At 40.6% G+C, this 15,997-nt stretch carries 17 protein-coding genes; 16 read left to right on the forward strand and 1 reads right to left on the reverse strand.

Going from position 1 to position 15,997, the window contains the following annotated elements; translation table 11 throughout:
- The 9 genes from LU635_RS02290 to LU635_RS02330 form a co-directional block, all read left to right on the forward strand.
- A partial coding sequence (locus LU635_RS02290; RefSeq protein ID WP_240095775.1) for an A/G-specific adenine glycosylase occupies window positions 1-876 on the forward strand: 876 nt, incomplete at its 5' end.
- 96 nt (window positions 877-972) lie between these two features.
- On the forward strand, window positions 973-1,443 hold the full coding sequence (locus tag LU635_RS02295) for a single-stranded DNA-binding protein (RefSeq protein WP_240095777.1): 471 nt from the start codon (window positions 973-975) through the stop codon (window positions 1,441-1,443).
- 21 nt (window positions 1,444-1,464) lie between these two features.
- Window positions 1,465-2,787: a gliding motility-associated protein GldE gene (locus LU635_RS02300; protein WP_240095779.1), complete on the forward strand. Its 1,323-nt coding sequence runs from the start codon at window positions 1,465-1,467 to the stop codon at window positions 2,785-2,787.
- Window positions 2,784-3,359: a gliding motility lipoprotein GldD gene (gene gldD / locus LU635_RS02305; protein ID WP_240095781.1), complete on the forward strand. Its 576-nt coding sequence runs from the start codon at window positions 2,784-2,786 to the stop codon at window positions 3,357-3,359. Before LU635_RS02300 ends, gldD begins: the two co-directional genes overlap by 4 nt.
- A gap of 58 nt (window positions 3,360-3,417) precedes the next feature.
- Entirely contained in the window at window positions 3,418-4,323 is a 906-nt protein-coding gene (locus LU635_RS02310) for a DMT family transporter (RefSeq protein ID WP_240095783.1), read from the forward strand.
- A gap of 275 nt (window positions 4,324-4,598) precedes the next feature.
- A complete protein-coding gene (locus LU635_RS02315) occupies window positions 4,599-5,063 on the forward strand; it encodes a DUF4199 domain-containing protein (protein ID WP_240095785.1) in 465 nt (154 codons plus the stop codon).
- A 116-nt stretch (window positions 5,064-5,179) separates the two neighbouring features.
- A complete protein-coding gene (gene rplU / locus LU635_RS02320) occupies window positions 5,180-5,701 on the forward strand; it encodes a 50S ribosomal protein L21 (protein ID WP_240095787.1) in 522 nt (173 codons plus the stop codon).
- Between the two features lie 26 nt (window positions 5,702-5,727).
- Window positions 5,728-5,988 (forward strand): 50S ribosomal protein L27, encoded by a 261-nt coding sequence (gene rpmA, locus LU635_RS02325; RefSeq protein ID WP_240095789.1) that lies wholly within the window; start codon window positions 5,728-5,730, stop codon window positions 5,986-5,988.
- A 192-nt stretch (window positions 5,989-6,180) separates the two neighbouring features.
- The gene (locus LU635_RS02330; protein ID WP_240095791.1) at window positions 6,181-7,758 is read left to right on the forward strand and encodes a carboxylesterase/lipase family protein; all 1,578 of its coding nucleotides are present in this window, start codon (window positions 6,181-6,183) and stop codon (window positions 7,756-7,758) included.
- Between the two features lie 54 nt (window positions 7,759-7,812).
- Here the strand turns inward: LU635_RS02330 and LU635_RS02335 are convergent, their stop codons facing one another.
- On the reverse strand, window positions 7,813-9,039 hold the full coding sequence (locus LU635_RS02335; RefSeq protein ID WP_240095793.1) for an LVIVD repeat-containing protein: 1,227 nt from the start codon (window positions 9,037-9,039) through the stop codon (window positions 7,813-7,815).
- Window positions 9,040-9,183: 144 nt separating this feature from the next.
- Here LU635_RS02335 and miaB point away from each other — a divergent pair, with 144 nt between their 5' ends.
- The 7 genes from miaB (at window position 9,184) to groL (ending at window position 15,972) form a co-directional block, all read left to right on the forward strand.
- Window positions 9,184-10,629 carry a tRNA (N6-isopentenyl adenosine(37)-C2)-methylthiotransferase MiaB gene (miaB, locus tag LU635_RS02340; protein WP_240095795.1) on the forward strand — a complete coding sequence of 482 codons (1,446 nt, stop codon included), beginning with the start codon at window positions 9,184-9,186 and terminating at the stop codon, window positions 10,627-10,629.
- 71 nt (window positions 10,630-10,700) lie between these two features.
- Window positions 10,701-11,963 carry a sigma-54 interaction domain-containing protein gene (locus LU635_RS02345; protein WP_240095797.1) on the forward strand — a complete coding sequence of 421 codons (1,263 nt, stop codon included), beginning with the start codon at window positions 10,701-10,703 and terminating at the stop codon, window positions 11,961-11,963.
- A gap of 88 nt (window positions 11,964-12,051) precedes the next feature.
- Window positions 12,052-12,558 carry an LptE family protein gene (locus LU635_RS02350; protein ID WP_240095799.1) on the forward strand — a complete coding sequence of 169 codons (507 nt, stop codon included), beginning with the start codon at window positions 12,052-12,054 and terminating at the stop codon, window positions 12,556-12,558.
- Window positions 12,558-13,445 carry a hypothetical protein gene (locus LU635_RS02355; RefSeq protein ID WP_240095802.1) on the forward strand — a complete coding sequence of 296 codons (888 nt, stop codon included), beginning with the start codon at window positions 12,558-12,560 and terminating at the stop codon, window positions 13,443-13,445. Before LU635_RS02350 ends, LU635_RS02355 begins: the two co-directional genes overlap by 1 nt.
- A 2-nt stretch (window positions 13,446-13,447) precedes the next feature.
- The gene (secG, locus tag LU635_RS02360) at window positions 13,448-13,792 is read left to right on the forward strand and encodes a preprotein translocase subunit SecG (RefSeq protein WP_240095804.1); all 345 of its coding nucleotides are present in this window, start codon (window positions 13,448-13,450) and stop codon (window positions 13,790-13,792) included.
- Between the two features lie 151 nt (window positions 13,793-13,943).
- Window positions 13,944-14,219, forward strand: a complete 276-nt coding sequence (locus LU635_RS02365; protein WP_240095806.1) for a co-chaperone GroES — start codon at window positions 13,944-13,946, stop codon at window positions 14,217-14,219.
- A gap of 112 nt (window positions 14,220-14,331) precedes the next feature.
- Window positions 14,332-15,972: a chaperonin GroEL gene (gene groL / locus LU635_RS02370; RefSeq protein ID WP_240095808.1), complete on the forward strand. Its 1,641-nt coding sequence runs from the start codon at window positions 14,332-14,334 to the stop codon at window positions 15,970-15,972.
- The last annotated feature ends 25 nt before the right edge of the window (window positions 15,973-15,997 follow it).

Below are 15,997 nucleotides of genomic sequence, written 5' to 3' on the forward strand. Positions count from 1 at the left end.
TTTGATCTCGCCGGGGCTTCTGCGGAAGAGGTCTTAAAACTCTGGCAGGGACTGGGGTATTATTCCAGAGCACGAAACCTTCATGAAACAGCCAGGTATGTGGCAAATGATCTGGATGGTGAATTTCCCCGAAACTACAAAGGTCTTATAAAATTAAAGGGTGTTGGAGATTATACGGCCAGTGCAATTGCTTCAATCTGCTATAATGAACCAGTGGCCGTGGTTGATGGAAATGTTTATCGTGTTCTTTCCAGAATTTTTGGAATAGATACCCCTATAAATACAACAAAAGGGAATAAAGACTTTAAGGCTCTGGCCGAAGAATTACTGGATAGGAAAGACCCGGCTACCTTTAATCAGGCACTAATGGAATTTGGAGCTCTGCATTGTAAACCTCAAAATCCGGCATGTGAGGTTTGCCCATTCAATGATAAATGTGTGGCTTTAAAGAATCATAAAGTCCGGGAATTGCCAGTCAAGCTTAAAAAGACAAAGGTGAAAAAAAGGTATTTTAATTACCTGGTTTTTGATCTTGAAAATAACAGGACTGTTCTCGAACAGCGCACAGGAAAGGGAATCTGGAATGGTCTATACCAGTTTCCTTTAGTTGAATCGGAAAAACTTCTGGAAGAAAGGGAGCTCATTTTAAAAAATGACTTCAAAACAATGGTTGATGGTAACTTTTGTATTGAACTTTTTAATGAAGAACCGGTGGTTCACAAATTGTCCCATCAGCATTTATATACGCGTTTCTGGCTCGTGAATGCTTCAGGAATGTCTAAAGAAGCAGTTGGCCTGGAGCAGGTGATGGATTATCCGGTACCAGTGCTGATTGAAAATTTTCTAAATGAATTTCTTCCTGAGGAGTATAAGTAATTCCTTGTTTATATCTTTGGCTGTTTTTGCAGATTTAGGTAGAATTTTTTAGTATTTTAGTTCTAATAAGGTTTAAAGCCAATAAAAAATAAAGAAATGACAGGTACATTGAACAAAGTAATGTTAATTGGGCATACAGGAGATGACGTGAAAATGCATTATTTTGAAGGCGGTGGCTCCATTGGGCGATTCCCTCTGGCTACTAATGAAAGTTACACTAATAGAACTACCGGAGAACGGGTGACCAGCACAGAATGGCACAATGTGGTGGTTCGTAACAAGGCCGCCGAGATCTGTGAGAAATACCTGAAAAAAGGAGATAAGGTCTATATTGAAGGACGTATAAAGACCCGTAAATGGCAGGATGACCAGGGGAATGAGAGGTATCAAACAGAGATTCACTGTTCCGAGTTCACCTTTTTAACTCCTAAAAATGAGTCTGGCGCTGAGCCTTCCGGAAACTCTCAAGCTTCTGCAAGTAAATCTGCAAAGCCTAAGAAGGATGACTATTCAAATCGTAATGAGACATATTCTCAGGACGAAGAGGAAGACGATTTGCCATTCTAAGTTTAATTTAAAATTTTGCCTTTGGATTCGGAACCTCCCAGTTTGCTTTTGTTTTGGGCCACAATGGGAATCACCCAGTTTATCAGCTTGATATTTTTATTCGTGCTACTACTATGCTCTGCTTTGATCTCAGGAGCTGAGGTGGCATTCTTTTCTCTAACCCCGGCTAATTTTATTACCGAAGATGGGAAAAGGACCAAAACCCAGAATATAGTTATCAACCTTCTTGAAAAACCCAAGAAGTTGCTGGCAACTATTCTTGTTGCTAATAATTTCATCAATATTGCCATTGTCCTGCTGTTTGATGATCTTGCCGACGATTTGTTTGCAGGAGTGAATACTGAGGTATATGGTGTTGATTTGCGTCTTTTTTTTGAAGTTGGGCTGGTGACCTTTCTTATCCTGCTTTTTGGTGAGATCCTTCCGAAGGTATATGCAAGCAGAAATAAGGTGCAGTTCTCCAATTTTATGGCTCATCCTATTAATTTCCTGGACAGTTTCTTTTCGCCCCTAAGTACACCTATGCGGGCAGTGACCTTGTTTTTTTATGAAAAATTGGGGAAACGGCGCTCTTTTATAAGTATTGATCATCTTTCACAGGCTCTGGAGCTTACAAGTGAAGAAGATACAACACGGGAAGAGCAGAAAATACTTCAGGGTATTGTAAGTTTCGGGAATACCGATACCAAGCAGGTGATGCGCCCCAGGATGGATATCTTCGCCCTGAACGAGGAAAGTCCGTTTAATGAGATCATCCCGGAGATAATAGAAAATGGATATTCCCGGATCCCGGTCTACAGGGAAAATGTAGATAATGTAATAGGTATACTTTACATCAAGGATTTATTACCGCATCTTGGCAGGAAAAGCTTTGACTGGAAAGGTTTATTGCGTGAACCCTATTTTGTTCCTGAAAACAAGAAGCTGGATGATCTTTTAAACGAATTCCAGGACAAGAAAAATCATCTTGCCATTGTTGTAGATGAGTATGGCGGGACCAGCGGACTTATCTCACTGGAAGATATTATAGAAGAGATAGTAGGGGATATTAGCGATGAATTTGATGATGAAGATCTTATTTATTCAAAACTGGATGAAAATAACTTCGTCTTTGAAGGGAAAACACCTTTGAAGGATTTCTATAAGATCGTTAAAATTGATGATCCTTCGGTTTTTGAAGATCAAAAAGGGGAGGCTGATACCCTGGCGGGATTCCTGCTTGAGATCTCTGGTGGTTTTCCAAAAAAGAATGATGTGATCACCTTCCTTAATTATGCCTTTACCATTGAAGTGATGGACGACAGGCGTATTAAACAAATTAAATTGAGTATAGCGCCGGTATGAGAAGACTGAATATGGCTTTCTGGGGAATCCTGTTTCTGACTATCTCGGCATGTAAGGATGATCCTAAGCCAAAACCTAGAGGTTTTTTAGCCCTTGAATATCCAGAACCTGAATACAGGAGGGTGGATATTGGCTGCCCCTACACTTTTGAAAAGAATGATCTTGCGGAAATAGCGCCTTCCAGGAACCGGATACCCTGCTGGATCAACCTGGAATATAAATCTATGAACGGGGCTATCTTTATCACTTATCAGCGGGTTGATAATAACCTCGACTCATTACTTAGGGACGCCCAGAAACTGCCTTTGCAGCATACTATAAAAGCCGACGTAATAGAGGGGGATATCTATACCAACGATTATAATAATACCTATGGAATGTTCTATGAAGTAGATGGGGACGCAGCCTCCCAGGCTCAATTTTACCTTACAGACAGTACAGACCATTTCCTTACAGGATCGGTTTACTTCAATTCACTTCCCAATTTTGACTCCATCGTTCCCGCAGCAGATTACCTTAAAGAAGACATAAGACATTTAATGGAGAGTTTAAAATGGGAAAGGAATAATTAGCCGGAATACCTTTTTCTTCGGATAAGAATGCCGATTTTTGCCGTTTCAATCGGTAAATATGCTTGCTAAAAATCTTAAATGGATATATCTGATTATACTTTCCGTAGTCTGGGGGAGTTCTTTCATACTTATAAAAAAAGCGCTTATAGGACTCACGGCCTTTCAGGTGGGGTCTTTACGAATAATTTTTGCGGCCCTTTTTCTTATCCTGGTGGGTTTTAAAAGTATAAACCGGCTAACCCGAAGACAATGGAAATGGATAATCATCTCAGGTTTCCTTGGTTCCTTCTTTCCTGTCTACCTTTTTTCTTTTGCTGAAACCGAGATCGATAGTGCAGTGGCTTCTATCCTGAATGCTACCACGCCTTTACTCACGTTGATTATTGGAGCTGTTTCTTTTCGGGCTGTATTCACTCAGAATAAGGTGCTGGGTGTTATAATTGGATTGATAGGAACGGCAGGGCTTATCTTCAGCGGAGCCAGTATTAACCCGGATCAGAATTATTTATATTCCTTTCTTGTAGTTATCGCAGCCGGCTGTTATGCGATGAATGTGAACATCCTGAAAAGCAGGATGAGCGATATTTCGCCTCTGGGTATTGCAGCGGGGAATTTTTCTGCTCTGCTGATACCGGCAGTGCTAATTCTTTATTTCACAGGTTTTTTTGAGCTTGCTGAATACTCTTCAAAAACTGAATGGTCTGTAATATATGTTGCTATGCTTGGAATAATTGGAACAGGGTTAGCTATGATCATATTCAATAAGCTGGTGCAGATATCAGACCCGGTCTTCACAACATCTGTTACCTACACCATTCCGGTAGTGGCTTTAGGCTGGGGGGTACTTGATGGTGAAGTCTTTAGTTTATGGCAGCTTATCTCGGCGCTAATAATTCTTGGAGGTGTATTTATTGTTAATCGATCTAAGGATATTATCTCCAGGTTCAGGAAACAGGCGACATAAAATTGGGGAGCTTCTTTTATCTCCGTGTAATTATTGGTGATGCCGTCATGGTTTGTGTTTAATCAGCCATATCTTCAAAAGAATTTAGTCAATACCGCCTGCGGTTTTTCTGTGATTTTTTCATTTGAACCAATTAAAATTAAGTGAGAACGCTAAAAAGTTTACAATTTGTTGGTGAAAGCCTTCAAAGAATGCGAAATGTGTTAAAATTAACAAGCTATTAAGGCAAAAAGAGGTTCATTTTTAGGAAATTTACTTTTAAATCATACTGTTTTATGACACATGTAAAAATTCCAATTCTATATGGCTTTATTATAGCGGCTTGTTTGGCTGCCTATTTTCTTATTCTTTCAATATTCGGGTTACACATAAATCCGGTCTATAGTATATTTAATGGTTTTATAATGGCTGTAGGACTGTGGATGGCACTGAAAGCATATAGGAAAAGCAAGGGGAATAAGTTCAAATATCAAAAAGGCTTTTCTCTCATCTTTATTACCGGAATTAATGCAACCATCATTTTCGTGATTTTCTTCGGATTCTATGCCACCGAGCTGAATCCAGGATTTTTAGATCAGCTCATTAATATGTGGGCAACATTTTATAATACGACTATTGGTATAGTCCTCTTCACAATTGCCTTAATGGGCTTTTCAACCAGTATTGTACTTGCGCTGGCCTATATGCAATTATTCAAGGATTCCTGGAATACCAAAGAAGGAAAAAAGCATACCTATTAGATCTGGTTTGAAAAAATAAAAAACCTTTGTCAATTAATTAATTAGGATTATATTTGCACCCGCTTGCGTGAAAACGTGGGTGTTATATTTGTATCAAAATTAATTAATCATACGCTATGTACGCAATTGTAGAGATAGCAGGGCAGCAGTTTAAAGTTGCAAAAGACCAAAAGGTATTTGTTCACCGTTTGGATGGTAAGGAAGGCGACAGTGTCTCTTTTGACAAAGTTCTTCTTACCGCAGACGGAGATAATGTAACCGTTGGCGCCCCGGCTATAGAAGGAGCTCTTGTAGGAGCCAAGATCAATCGTCATCTAAAAGGTGATAAAGTGATCGTTTTCAAAAAGAAAAGACGTAAAGGTTACCGTGTTAAGAACGGTCACCGCCAGGCCTTGACCGAGATCCTTATCGAAGGAATCGATCTTAAAGGAGGTAAAAAAGCAACTTCGGCTAAGAAAGAAGAGCCTAAAAAAGAAGAAGCTAAAAAAGAGTCTAATAAACAGGAGCCTAAAGCTGATAAAAAATCAGAAGACCTTAGCAAGCACACGGTAGTGGAGCTTAAAGAAATGGCTAAGGAAAGAGGAATTGAAGGTTATTCTTCCATGAAGAAAGCCGAATTAATTGAGGCTCTTAGCTAAATTTAAACTACTAAAAACGAAATAAAATGGCACATAAAAAAGGAGTTGGTAGTTCCAAGAACGGTAGAGAATCAGAATCGAAACGCTTAGGTGTGAAGATCTTTGGTGGTCAGGCTGCCGTTGCTGGTAACATTCTTGTAAGACAACGCGGATTCACTCATCATCCAGGTGATAATGTGTATGCCGGTAAAGACCATACATTACATGCCAAAATAGATGGCCTTGTAAAATTCACTAAGAAGAAAAATGATAAATCTTATGTTTCCATTGAGCCTTTTGAAGCTTAATTAGAAACCGATTTACCAAATATAAACCCTCTTCATCACGATGGGGGTTTTTTATTTTCTGTATTTAATGAGATCTTTAGGTATGCCGTCCACCGGATATGTGAGTTTCAGAGTTCTGTCATTTAAAGGGGATTGTAGAATGTATTTAATAACAGTTATATTTATGAAATCAATATTCGGTAAATCCAGATCATGAAAAATTTTTTATCTAAAAAGATTTGTCTGCTTTTTCTTATGGTATTTATAAACCATAGTTATTCCCAGCAGGCTGTAAAAGTAGAAACTAAATACGGAACACTTGAGGGAGTCCATGATAAAGAAAAAGGGATCGACCTTTTTCTTGGGGTTCCTTTCGCTGAACCTCCTGTGGGCGAATTACGCTGGAAAGCTCCCCGGCCTCCTAAGAAATGGCAGGGTATAAAACCTGCAAGAGAGTTTGGCCCGGCAGCAGTACAAACCAATGTTTTTGGAGATATGGTTTACCGGGGAAAAGGGACTAGCGAAGACTGTCTTTATTTAAATATATGGACTCCTGAGGCAAATGAGAATAAAGCACTTCCCGTGCTGGTCTATTTTTATGGCGGTGGATTGGTGGCAGGCGATGGCTCAGAGCCAAGATATGATGGGGCTTCAATGGCACAAAAAGGGATAGTGACGGTTACGGTGAATTATCGTCTCAATGTTTTTGGGTTTTTAGCACATCCTGAATTAACAGAAGAAGCTCCTTATGGTGCTTCTGGGAATTATGGGCTGCTTGATCAGAATGCAGCATTAAAATGGGTATACGAGAATATTGAAGAATTTGGAGGTGACCCTGAAAGAATAACCATAGCAGGGGAATCCGCTGGCTCCATTTCAGTAAGTGCTCACATGGCCTCGCCTTTATCCAGGGATCTTCTTGCCGGGGCGATTGGAGAAAGTGGTGCTTCTATAAAGCCCACGCTTGCTCCGGTTCCTCTTGCAGAAGCCGAAAAGACAGGAAAACAATTTGCCGGGAATATAGGGCACCCTTCTCTTAAAGAATTAAGATCGCTTAGTACTGATGAACTTTTTAAGCTTTATAACGAGTCCGGAAGATTCGGTTTTCCAACCGTGATAGATTCGTATTTCCTCCCTCAGTCCTTACCTGAGATTTTTAAAAACGGGGATCAGGCACAAATTCCGCTTCTTGTTGGCTGGAATTCTGCCGAAATGCCGTCGGTTAGTTTGATGCAGGGACAGGAATTTTCAGAGTCTAATTATAAGGAAAAGATTAAGGAGCTCTATCCTGAGAATTTTGATAGGGTTATGGAGTTATATCCTGCATCTCCTGTAAATGAAATCAGAAGCTCTGCAACAGCATTGGCTTCAGACAGGTTTATTGCCTATAGCACTTGGAAATGGGCCGATCTTCATTTAAATAATTCTGATCAGCCTGTGTACAGGTATATTTTTAGCCGAATCAGGCCATCAACGCAGGAAAATCCTTCATATAAACCTGAAGGTGCTCCTCATGCTTCCGAAATTGAATATTTCATGGGTAACCTGGGTTTGATAGACAATCCTAATTTAACCGAAGAAGATTTTCAAATTTCCGGAACCATTCAAAAGTATCTCGTCAATTTCATTAAAACCGGGAACCCTAATTCTCAGGATCTGCTTAATTGGCCATCTCTTAGGGAATCTAATGGCATCATTCCTGTAATGATAATGGATTCGGAATTTAAAGTTATTCAGTCCCAGGAGGAGGATAGATATGAGTTTCATGATGAGTTCTATGGAAATAACTAAACAAAAAATCCCTGTGTAAACAGGGATTTCAAAAAACCAAACAAAAAGGGGAAATCAATCCAAAGCAAAACTGCTTATTAAACTAATTTCGTTACCCTTGTAGGAGTACTGGTAAAGTATATTTTCCCCGACCATAAGCAGCTTATCCTCTAAAGGGATAACATCGTAGGTGCTAACGTTGCTGAATTGATCTATTAACCTTAGGTCGGGGGTGTCCTGAATATCGTAGACCTTTAAGCCTGCGTCACCATCGCATACAAATAACCAGTCGTCTTTGACGCCTAATCCGTAAGGATTATTCATTTGATAGGTCTTTTCTATAAACGGATTTGTCTTATCTGAAATATTTACCACATCAAGCTGGTTGAAATTCTGTCCGCACAGGTTCCCCCCGCGAATGGTAACATAGGCATAATCCTCTTTAACAACCACAGGATCGCAGCCTAATACATGTTGTAAATATGATATTTGTTGTGGAGAGGAAGGGTCTTCTATACTGTATATATACATTCCTCTGTCACTTCCCAGATACAAGTGGTCTTCATAGTTAAAAATTGTTTCGATATTCCAGCCAACCTGCAGGGCGCTAACCCGGTTCGTAGCTGAAGGATTAGAAATATCGAACGCTGAAAGTTTTGACTCATCAGCCACATACAGGTAATTGTCCTTTATACTGAATCTGGCCATACTTCCGCCTGTGCCCGCATTTCCCCTTCCGGCATCTGTTGCCATTTCAAATCTCCCCCAGTCGGGCTGTGCATATTCAATCTTTCTTGTTTCCAGAACATAACCAACGATCACTTGCCGGGCAGGATCAAAATTTTCAAAATCTACATAATGGGCACCTTCCGGTGCTACAGTATAATAATTGGGAAAAACATCCTTAACCCGGGCAATCTCCTTGATCTGGTTTATATCGCTTATGTCAAACACAACCAGGTCCATTCCGTTATCTGCATATAGCTTTTCGTCTTTTATGGCTATATCCATATTCCTTGGGATCTTAAGGAATTTTATATTTTCCGGGTTAAAAGGATCGGTATTATCAATTATATGAACCCCTTCATTTTTATCATTGACGAAAATATAGTCCCGCCAGGCATATATCTTGCCCGATTCGGCAATGATCCTCGGCTCCTGGATCTTGACGGAAGCCCTGAAATCGGCTACAGACTGGGTCACGGGAACAGCTACGGTAGATAATTGCGGATCTTCCTCATCGCTGCACGAAGTAAGAATTGAAAGTGCAAAAAATAAAGGAAGAAATAGTAGCTTTTTCATTTTTCAGGTCAATTAGTTATCTATTAGATGTCCGGAATTTGAAAAGGTTGCGTTTGAGTTTATAAATTTTTTTCTGTCACTTTGTCAGAACTCACTTTAGCCCTATCTTTGCCAATCTAAAAACCGAAAGGTTATTGAAGAATTATGGAGAAGATAATAGACGAGAAAAAACAGGGAAACTCTTTGGTAATGGAGGCTAAGTCAGAGAACAGTCGTAAACTTTTTATAGAAAGTTATGGCTGCCAGATGAATTTTAGCGATTCAGAAATAGTAGCTTCCATCCTGTCTAAAGAGGGCTTTAATACCACCCAGAATCTTGAGGAGGCCGATCTGGTTTTGGTGAATACCTGTTCAATTAGAGAGAAAGCTGAACAGACCGTACGTAAACGTCTGGAAAAATACAATGCTGTTAAAAGAATAAACCCGGGAATGAAAGTAGGTGTGCTTGGCTGTATGGCCGAGCGACTGAAAAGTAAATTCCTGGAAGAGGAAAAGATCGTGGATCTGGTGGTGGGCCCTGATGCCTATAAAGATCTTCCAAATCTTATCAATGAAGTTGAGGAAGGTCGTAATGCTGTGAACGTAATTCTTAGTAAGGAAGAGACCTATGGTGATATTTCACCGGTTAGGCTCCAGTCTAATGGAGTTTCGGCATTTGTTTCCATCACCAGGGGTTGTGACAATATGTGTACTTTTTGCGTGGTGCCTTTTACCCGCGGCCGCGAGCGTAGCCGTGATCCGCAGAGTATAGTTGAGGAAGTGAACGATCTGGCGGCAAAAGGTTATAAGGAAATAACCCTGCTTGGACAGAATGTGGATAGTTATTTATGGTACGGAGGTGGTTTAAAGAAGGATTTCAAGAATGCTAGCGAAATTCAGAAAGCTACCGCTACTAATTTTGCCGGACTTTTAAAATTTGTAGCCGAAGCTCAGCCAAAAATGCGAATCCGGTTCTCTACTTCCAATCCGCAGGATATGACCTTGGATGTGATAGAAGTGATGGCCAATTACAGGAATATCTGTAATTATATCCATCTTCCGGTGCAGAGCGGAAGCGATCGTATCCTGAAAAAGATGAATCGTCTTCATACCAGAGAGGAGTATTTCACCCTTATTGATAATATCAGGAAACTAATTCCTGATTGCGGAATCTCCCATGATATCATTACCGGTTTCCCGACCGAAACTGAGGAAGATCATCAGGATACTCTTTCTTTGATGGAATATGTGAAGTATGATTTCGGATTTATGTTTGCTTATTCCGAAAGACCAGGCACTATGGCAGAGCGTAAATTCGAAGACGATGTTCCGGAAGAAATCAAAAAAAGAAGACTGACTGAAATTGTGAATCTTCAGCAAGAACATAGCAGACACAATACTCAAAAATTCATCGGGAAGACAGTTGAGGTTTTAATCGAAAAGGAATCTAAGAAATCTGATGCTCACTGGAGCGGAAGGAATTCTCAGAATACTGTAGTGGTATTTCCTAAAGAGAATTACCAGGTAGGTGATTTTGTAAATGTAAAAATCAATGACTGTACCAGTGCTACCTTGATAGGAGAGGCAGTGGGATATAGTAAAAACAACTAAAAAAAGGTTAGGGTATATAGTTGTTAGTTTAAAAAACTTATTACTATTTACTGCATACTGAATACTTGGAAATGGAATCAGTTCAGGCAATAAAACAAAGATTTGGGATCATAGGGGACGATCCTAAACTGAATCGCGCTGTTGAAAAGGCGATCCAGGTGGCTCCTACAGATATCTCTGTACTCGTGACAGGGGAAAGCGGGGTTGGAAAGGAAAGTATTCCCAAGATCATCCATGCGCTTTCACATAGAAAACATGGGAAATATATAGCTGTTAACTGTGGGGCGATCCCTGAAGGTACTATAGACAGCGAATTGTTCGGGCATGAAAAAGGTGCCTTTACCGGGGCTACTCAAACCCGTAGCGGTTATTTTGAAGTGGCCGATGGCGGTACAATCTTTCTTGATGAGGTAGGTGAATTGCCTTTGCCAACACAGGTAAGGCTGCTTCGTGTGCTGGAGAACGGAGAATTCATAAAGGTAGGTTCTTCCAAGGTGCAGAAGACGAATGTGAGGATTGTTGCAGCTACGAATATTAACATGTTTGAATCCATTAAAAAGGAAAAATTCCGTGAAGATCTTTATTATCGTTTGAGTACGGTAGAGATTAATCTTCCACCCTTGCGCGAGAGAAAGGATGATATTCATCTGTTATTCAGAAAATTTGCTTCCGATTTCGGACTTAAATATAAGATGCCAACCATCAAGCTCGAGGATGAGGCAGTAGAGCTTTTGAAGAAATATCGCTGGGGTGGAAATATACGTCAGCTTAGGAATATCGCCGAACAGATCTCAGTTCTTGAACAGAAGAGAAGCATCAATGCAGAAGAGTTAAGACATTATCTTCCAGATGTGGGAAGCAATCTTCCGGCGGTAATTTCAGATAAGAAGAAGGAAGGTGATTTCAGCAACGAAAGAGAGATCCTTTATAAAGTGCTTTTCGACATGAAGAACGACCTGAACGATCTGAAAAAACTCACCTTAAAGCTGATGCAGGAAGGTGATACCAAACAGGTGCAGGACGAGAATGAGGGTCTTATACAGAAGATCTATGGGAACAGTGGTGGAGATATAGATGAAGCTGATATTGATGAAGATAAGCTGGAAGTGCTTCAGATCCCTCAGCAGAATGCTAACCAAAAACAGGAGGAAAAGGATAAGTATTACTTTGCCGAAGAGATAGAGGAAGAGGAGACGCTTTCTTTACAGGATAAAGAACTGGAACTGATCAAAAAATCCCTTGAAAGGCATGGCGGGAAACGAAAGGCCGCTGCGGAAGAACTTGGTATTAGTGAGAGAACCCTTTACCGAAAGATCAAACAATATAATTTGTAGCATCAGGTTTTAAGTCTAAAGCAAAAAGCTTTATTTAGTGTTGCTAAAAAAGCTTACAGCCTTAAACTTTAAGCTTTAACTTTCAAAAATGATTAAAAGAACACTCTTTATATTCTGTTCAGTTTTATTGTTCACTTTCCAGTCCTGCGGAATTTATTCCTTTACCGGTGCTGATACCGGGGAGGCGGAAACCTTTCAGGTGAACTTCTTTCAGAATAATGCCGATCTCGTGGAGCCGGGGATAGACCGGGCTTTTACCATTTCATTGCAGGATCTTATTCAGAATCAGACCAGTCTGAGCCTGGTGAACAATAATGGAGACCTGATATTTGAAGGCGAAATCACCGAATATTATATTTCCCCCATGTCAGCCACGGCCCAAAATACCGCCGCTCAAAACAGGCTTACTGTTACGGTGAATGTTCGTTATTACAATACCCTGGAGCCGGAAAAGGATTTTGAGAACCGTTTTTCTTTCTTTTATGATTATCCGGCCGCAACCCAGCTGGTAGGATCGAACCTGGAAACTGCCCTGGATGAGATCTACACCCGTTTGACCCAGGATATATTCAACGCAGCTTTAACCGACTGGTAATGGATGTAAAAGCTCTCACATATTTACTGGAAAATCCGGGGGAGATCACCGCGGAGCAAACCCGTGAGATCGAAAAAATTCTTGAAAAAGCACCATATTTTCAGGCTGCCCGGGCGATAAGATTAAAAGGGCTTAAAGAACATCAGGAATTCAGTTATAATTCAGCTCTAAAAAAGACGGCAGCCTATACCACAGATAGGAGTATACTTTTTGATTTTATCACTTCCGAAGAATTCCATCAGAACCAGATCGCCAGGCAAATCCGGGAGCAGGAAGAACGACTGAAGGATATAACCGTCTATGAACCGGAAGAGGTGCATGGCCGGAAGAGCATCGATATTAATGAGGCTATCCGGATGAAACAATCTGAGTCTGAAAGGGTGATGGACCCTGCTTTATTTGAAAGAGTTGAAAAACCTGATACTGAGATGCAAGCCGGAGAGGTGGAAAATGAGGATGCTACTTCAGAAGAGAAACTGGGTATAGGGAAGCCACTGGAGTTCGACCAAAAGGAATCCCATTCCTTTTCTGAGTGGTTGAAGCTTACCAAAGCACAACCTATAGAGCGGGAAAAAAATGATAGTTCTGATGAAGATACTGATGAGAATCGTTCCCGGAAATTTGAGCTTATCGAGGAATTCATCTCTAAGAATCCAAGAATAAAACCCGGTAAAACTGCCGCCAAAGTGAATCTCGCAGAGCAGAGCATGGCTGCGCCTGAATCCTTAATGACAGAGACTTTAGCGAAGGTTTATCTGGAGCAGAAAAATTATAAAAAGGCCATCCAGGCATATAAAATATTAATTTTGAAAAATCCCGAAAAAAGTGGTTTCTTTGCAGACCAAATTCGGGCAATAGAGAAATTACAGGATACTAATAACGAATAAGAATGAGTACATTCACTATTTTTTTAGCTTTAATAATTATCGTGGCATTTTTGCTGGTAGTTGTGATAATGGTTCAGAACCCAAAAGGAGGAGGACTTTCTTCTTCTTTCGGAGGTGGTGGTCAGCAATTAGGAGGTGTTAAGAAAACAACCGATTTTCTTGACAAAAGTACCTGGACACTTGCTACCTTACTTTTGGTTCTTATCTTACTTTCTAATGTGACCATTATGGATGCTCCGGGAGAAGTCGGGCCTGATGTTTTTGAAAGCGATGAACCTGTAGAAACTCAAGTTCCTGCTACACAAACTCCGGCGCAACAACCCATGGAAACTGACAGCGCTCAGTAGTTTTAAGAAAATATTACAATTTAAAAATGCCAGCTTATGACAAGCTGGCATTTTTTGTTGGCTATTGGCAGAAATAAGCCGCTGGCATAATTTTAGAAATATCCCTAACCGACTTTAAAAATTGATTAACCTAAAATAAAATTTGTAAAAAATGGGACTAAACATTAAACCGCTTTCAGACAGGGTTGTTATTGAACCTGCTGCTGCAGAGAATAAGACAGCATCTGGTATTATTATTCCTGAGACTGCTAAAGAAAAGCCACAAAAAGGTAAAGTAGTGGCAGTTGGTGCGGGAACAAAAGACCACAAGATGACCGTTAAGGAAGGCGATATGGTACTATACGGTAAATATGCCGGTACCGAGCTTAAACTTGAAGGTACAGATTATCTTATCATGCGGGAAGATGATATACTTGCAATAGTATAAGTTTCACCTCAATAATTTTCCCGGTATTCTGTCGGGAACAATTCATTAAAAAAATAATTAACCAGATTTTTTCAAAGTTTAAACGACTCTTGAAAAATTAAAATTTAATAAAATGGCAAAAGATATAAAATTTGACATCCAGGCCCGTAACGGGATTAAACGTGGAGTAGATGCATTGGCAAATGCCGTAAAGGTAACTTTAGGACCTAAAGGACGTAATGTTATTATTAGCAAGTCTTTCGGAGCGCCAACTGTAACCAAAGATGGTGTTACTGTTGCAAAAGAGATTGAACTTGAAGATCCACTTGAGAATATGGGAGCCCAGATGGTTAAGGAAGTCGCTTCCAAAACCAATGATCTGGCAGGTGACGGTACCACTACTGCGACTGTTCTTGCCCAGGCTATCGTGAAAGAAGGCTTGAAGAACGTGGCTGCAGGTGCAAACCCAATGGATCTTAAGAGAGGTATAGACAAAGCCGTGAAATCTCTAACTGCAGACCTTACTAAACAAACCAAGGAGGTTGGAGACTCTTCTGAAAAGATCAAGCAGGTTGCTGCTATCTCTGCAAACAATGATGATAAGATCGGTGACCTGATCGCCCAGGCTTTCGAAAAAGTAGGGAAAGAAGGAGTTATTACCGTTGAAGAGGCCAAAGGAACTGAAACTCACGTAGACGTTGTAGAAGGAATGCAATTCGACAGAGGTTACCTTTCTCCTTACTTCGTGACCAATTCGGAAAAAATGACTGCAGATCTTGAAGATCCTTATATCCTTCTTTTTGATAAAAAGATTTCTTCAATGAAAGATCTTCTTCCGGTACTTGAGCCGGTAGCTCAGTCTGGAAAGCCATTATTGATAATTGCTGAAGATGTAGACGGAGAAGCTCTTGCAACCCTTGTGGTGAATAAACTTCGCGGATCACTTAAGATCGCTGCCGTTAAGGCTCCAGGTTTTGGTGACCGAAGAAAAGCAATGCTTGAAGATATTGCTATTCTAACCGGAGGTACCGTGATTTCTGAAGAAAGAGGATTCACTCTGGAGAATGCAACTATCGATATGCTGGGTACTGCTGAAAAAGTGGCCATAGATAAGGATAATACAACTATCGTAAATGGAGCCGGAGATGATAATGCAATCAAGGAACGCGTAAACCAGATTAAAGCTCAGATCGAATCTACTACTTCAGATTATGACAGAGAGAAGCTTCAAGAGCGTCTGGCCAAGCTTGCCGGCGGTGTTGCCGTACTATATGTAGGTGCAGCTTCCGAAGTTGAAATGAAAGAGAAAAAAGACCGTGTTGATGATGCCCTTCATGCAACCAGAGCTGCAGTGGAAGAAGGTATCGTTGCTGGTGGTGGGGTGGCCCTGGTAAGAGCCAAGGCTGTTCTTGATAAGATAAAAGCTGAAAATGCTGATGAGGCTACAGGAATCCAGATTGTGGCCAGAGCTATTGAATCTCCTTTAAGAACTATTGTTGAGAATGCAGGAGGAGAAGGTTCTGTAGTTATCAATAAAGTGCTTGAAGGTAAGAAAGACTTTGGATACGATGCGAAAACCGACACATATGTAGATATGATGAAGGCTGGTATCATCGATCCCAAGAAAGTGACCAGAGTAGCTCTTGAGAACGCTGCTTCTGTTGCTGGAATGATCCTTACTACCGAGTGTGCACTGATGGATATTCCGGAAGATAATGCCGGTGGTGGTGGAATGCCACAAGGTATGGGAGGCGGAATGCCCGGAATGATGTAATTTCAAGCTTACTATAAATCAAAAC

The sequence above is a fragment of the Christiangramia crocea genome, from assembly GCF_022410465.1.
In the GTDB taxonomy this organism is placed as follows: Bacteria; Bacteroidota; Bacteroidia; order Flavobacteriales; family Flavobacteriaceae; genus Christiangramia; species Christiangramia crocea.